At 67.6% G+C, this 3,903-nt stretch carries 4 protein-coding genes; 2 read left to right on the top strand and 2 right to left on the bottom strand.

What is annotated here, in order from left to right; all coding sequences use genetic code 11:
- A partial coding sequence (gene cobA / locus B3446_RS26815; RefSeq protein ID WP_291387047.1) for a uroporphyrinogen-III C-methyltransferase occupies positions 1 to 854 on the top strand: 854 nt, incomplete at its 5' end.
- A gap of 106 nt (positions 855 to 960) precedes the next feature.
- Here the strand turns inward: cobA and upp are convergent.
- Both upp and dacB read right to left on the bottom strand, forming a co-directional pair.
- Positions 961 to 1,596, bottom strand: a complete 636-nt coding sequence (gene upp / locus B3446_RS26810; protein WP_175124539.1) for a uracil phosphoribosyltransferase — start codon at positions 1,594 to 1,596, stop codon at positions 961 to 963.
- 122 nt (positions 1,597 to 1,718) lie between these two features.
- On the bottom strand, positions 1,719 to 3,167 hold the full coding sequence (gene dacB / locus B3446_RS26805) for a D-alanyl-D-alanine carboxypeptidase/D-alanyl-D-alanine endopeptidase (protein ID WP_191576030.1): 1,449 nt from the start codon (positions 3,165 to 3,167) through the stop codon (positions 1,719 to 1,721).
- 228 nt (positions 3,168 to 3,395) lie between these two features.
- Here dacB and B3446_RS26800 point away from each other — a divergent pair.
- Positions 3,396 to 3,903 (top strand): S-adenosylmethionine:tRNA ribosyltransferase-isomerase (locus B3446_RS26800; protein WP_291387043.1); only part of this gene is annotated, 508 nt, incomplete at its 3' end.

The raw sequence follows: 3,903 nt of genomic DNA, 5'->3' as shown, positions 1-3,903 counted from the left end.
CGGTCGCCGGCTTCCTGCGCCAGCAGCAGCCGGCGCAGGCCGAGGCCGCGCTCGCCGATGCCTTGGCCTCGCCCATCGCGCCCGCCGAGGGCAGCGTGGTGCTGGTGGGCGCAGGCCCTGGCGACCCCGGTCTTCTGACGCTCAAGGCCCTGCGCGCCCTGAACGAGGCCGACGTCATCCTCTACGACCGCCTGGTCAGCGACGAGGTCATGTCGCTTGCCCGGCGCGACGCCGAACGCGTGTCGGTGGGCAAGCTGCCCGGCGAAAACCATCACGCGACGCAGGCGCGCATCCATGCGGCGCTGGTCGAATACGCGCACGCCGGCCGCCGCGTGGTGCGGCTCAAGGGTGGCGACGCGTTCATTTTTGGCCGCGGCGGCGAGGAACTGGAATTTCTGCGCGCGCACGGCGTGCGCTACGAAGTGGTGCCGGGCATTACGGCGGCGCTGGCCTGTGCGGCCTATGCCGGCATTCCGCTGACGCACCGTGAGCACGCGCAATCGGTGCGCCTGATCACCGCGCATTGCCGCGAAGATGAAGACAACCTGGATTGGCCCGCGCTGGCGCGCGAAAAACAGACGTTGGCGTTCTACATGGGAGTGGGCCAGCTTGACTTGCTGACCCAGCGCCTCTTGCGCCATGGCCGTTCGCCGGAGACACCGTTTGCGCTCATCGAAAACGGCAGCCGGCCCGAACAGCGTGTGGTGACGGGGCCGCTGGCGCAACTGCCGGAACTGGCACGGGAACATGCCGTCCGGTCCCCCGCCCTGCTGATCGTGGGCGAGGTCGCCGGCTTGGCGCCGCAGTTGCATTGGTTCGGCCAGCACCTGGGACAGCCGGCGGTTACGGCGTGAAAAACTGACCTGCTGACCGCGCGCGGTGCTGGGCCGCTGTGCGGTCGAGTTCCGGCCGATCCCAGGAAGGGAACCGGCCGAAACGCGTCTTCAGCCCTTTTTGCTTTCAGCCCTTTTGCTGCGTGCCGAAGATGCGGTCGCCCGCGTCGCCCAGGCCCGGCATGATGTAGCCGTGCTCGTTCAGGCCGTCGTCGATGGACGCGGTGTAGATGTGCACGTCCGGGTGCTTGGCCAGCACCGCGTCGATGCCCACCGGCGCGGCCACCAGCACCAGCGCGCGGATTTCCTTGCAGCCGGCGCGCTTGAGCAGATCGATGGCGGCGACCATCGAGCCGCCCGTCGCCAGCATGGGGTCCACGATCAGCGCCAGGCGCTGGTCCAGTTCGCCGACCAGGCGTTCCAGATATGTGTGGGCTTCCAGCGTCTCTTCGTTGCGGGCCACGCCCACCACGCTGACCTTGGCGCCCGGAATCAGGCTCAGCACGCCGTCCAGCATGCCGATGCCGGCGCGCAGGATCGGCACCACGGTGACTTTCTTGCCGGCGATCTTCTCGACTTCGACCTGGCCACACCAGCCCTCGACCGTGGCGGGCGCCAGCGGCAGGTCCTTGGACGCTTCATACGTCAGCAACGCGCCCACTTCCTGCGACAGTTCACGGAAGCTCTTGGTACTGAGGTCGGCGCGCCGCATGATCCCGAGCTTGTGGCGGATCAGCGGATGGCGGATTTCGTGCACGGGCATGTGCGTAACTCTCCAGAGTATTTGTTGGTCAGAATTCTTTTGGCCTCAGGCGGCCGCGGGCAAGGCGCGGCGCGCTTGCCTTTCACGGTCGTGGGCACACGGGAGGATCGTAATCGTTTTGGCTATTGTTCGGCGAGCCAGGAGATCAAGGCGTCGTCAAAGGCTCGGACGGCGCCAGCCTGTTCGTGGTTGACGATGCTGACAACCACATACCGCTTGCCGCTCGCCCCCAGCACGTAACCGGCGATCGAGCGCACGTCGCGCAGCGAGCCCGTCTTCAGGTGCGCCATGCCGAGCGTGCCGTTGCCCTTCAGGCGGCGGCGCACCGTTCCGTCCACGCCGGCGATGGCAAAGGACGAAATGTATTCCGGCATCACCGGCGAATTCCAGGCCACGGTCAGCATCGACGCCAGACTGTCCGCGGATACACGGGCCTCGCGCGACAGGCCGGCGCCGTTGTCGATGACCAGCTCGGGCATGTCCAGCCCCTGCTTGGCAAGGAGTTGCTTGGCAACCTCTTCGCTGCTGCTAACGGTGGCCGGCCGGCGGCCGCGCTCGGCGCCCAGCGTCAGCAGCAGAGTTCGCGCCATCACGTTGTTGCTGCGCTTGTTGATCTGGCGGATGGCTTCGGCCAGCGTCGGCGAGTCATGCGAGGCCAGCACCACCGCGTCCGCCGGCACCATGCCGGACCGGACCTGTCCCTTGAACGTGCCGCCCAGTTCCTTCCAGAGCATGCGGAAGACCTCGGTGGCGTACTCGGGCTGGGACAGCGCCAGGCGATACAGGCTGAACTCCCCGCAGGAGCCCGCCACCTTGCCGTTGACGCGGATGGTCACGCCCTGCTGGGTAATGACGGGATCGGTCGTGACCACCGGCGGACCCGGGCAGCGGATGTCGCTCCACTCCACCTGGCCTTCGATCTTCAGGCCGGGCAACGGCGGATCGATCAGCGGCACCCATTTATTGGCGACGGGGTCCGGCGTAAACAGCAGCCGCAGCGCGCCAAAGCCCACCATCAGCGCGTCAGGACTGGCGTTGTAGGCCCGGTCGGGCGCGCCATCGAACGCGCCGGGGTCGATCGACACCTGGCCGAAGATGCTGCGGTCGATCACCAGGTCATTGATCTGCTTGACTCCGCGCAGCCGCAGCTCGCGCAGCAGTGTCCACAGATCCTGCATCAGAAATTGCGGGTCGCCCCCGGCCCGCAGGTACAGCGGACCGGTCAGCACGCCCTTGGCGTCGGGGCGCGAGCCGGGCGCCGTCATGAATTCGGTGCGCCAGACGTAGTTGGGGCCCAGCTCGGACAGCGCCGCCCAGGTCGTGACCAGTTTCATCACCGAAGCGGGATTGCGGCCCTCTTTGGCGTTCAGCGCCACCAGCCGCGGGCCGCCGACCTCCTGCACCACCAGCGACAGCGAACTGTCGGGCAGCTTGCTGGCTTTCCAGGCCTTCACCACGTCGGGCGGCAACCCGGGAACCTGCGCAAAGGCAGCGCACGCAGTCAAGGCCAGGACACCGCCGGCCAGCCACTGCTTCAGTCCGCCCACCCGCCTGATCACTTGTCCCGTCATGCCTCGCCCACCTGGTTGCTCGTCCAGCAAAACCGAGAGCATACAAAACCTGGACCGGTTACGGGCGGCACGGGACGGCCGCCGAGGCCTTTGGCGGCGGTTTTATTTGCGCGGGACGCCGATCCGCCCCTATTAACCGTCCCCTTTACAATATGCGGTTGCCCCAAGCCCGCCCAACCGGCATGGCTCGCCATTTGCAGGGCCGATCCCATTGCTCCAGATACCCGCGTGACCCAGTCCTTCACCGTTTCCGATTTCGACTACGAACTGCCGCCCGAGCTCATTGCGCAGACGCCGGCCGCCGAGCGCACGGGCAGCCGCCTGCTGCACCTGGACGCCGCCAGCCAACTGCATGACCGCCAGTTCGCCGAACTGACCTCCCTCTTGCGGCCCAACGACCTGCTCGTCTTCAACGACACGCGCGTCATCAAGGCGCGCCTGCCGGGCCACAAGATCACCGGCGGCAAGATCGAGGTGCTGGTCGAACGCATCACCGAACCCGACCGCGTCCTGGCGCACGTGCGCGCCAGCAAGTCGCCCGGCGCCGGCATGGTGCTGCGCCTGGCCGACGCCTTCGAGGCCACGGTGCTGGGCCGCGAGGGCGAACTCTTCGACATCCGCTTCCCCGGTCCCGTGCTCGACCTGCTGGACGCCCACGGCGCCACGCCGCTGCCGCCGTACATCACGCACGCCGCGGACGAGGGCGACGACGACCGCTACCAGACCGTCTACGCGC

The organism is Achromobacter sp. UBA5777, from assembly GCF_002418565.1.
Lineage (GTDB): Bacteria > Pseudomonadota > Gammaproteobacteria > Burkholderiales > Burkholderiaceae_B > Achromobacter > Achromobacter animicus.
The sequence above is the reverse complement of the archived record's forward strand: the minus strand, read 5'-3'. Positions and strand labels throughout refer to the sequence as shown.

What these genes read in the sequence shown, in the direction of transcription:
- upp (WP_175124539.1), bottom strand. Translation starts at nt 1,596, where the DNA reads ATGCCCGTGCACGAAATCCGCCATCCGCTGATCCGCCACAAGCTCGGG.
- dacB (WP_191576030.1), bottom strand. Translation starts at nt 3,167, where the DNA reads ATGACGGGACAAGTGATCAGGCGGGTGGGCGGACTGAAGCAGTGGCTG.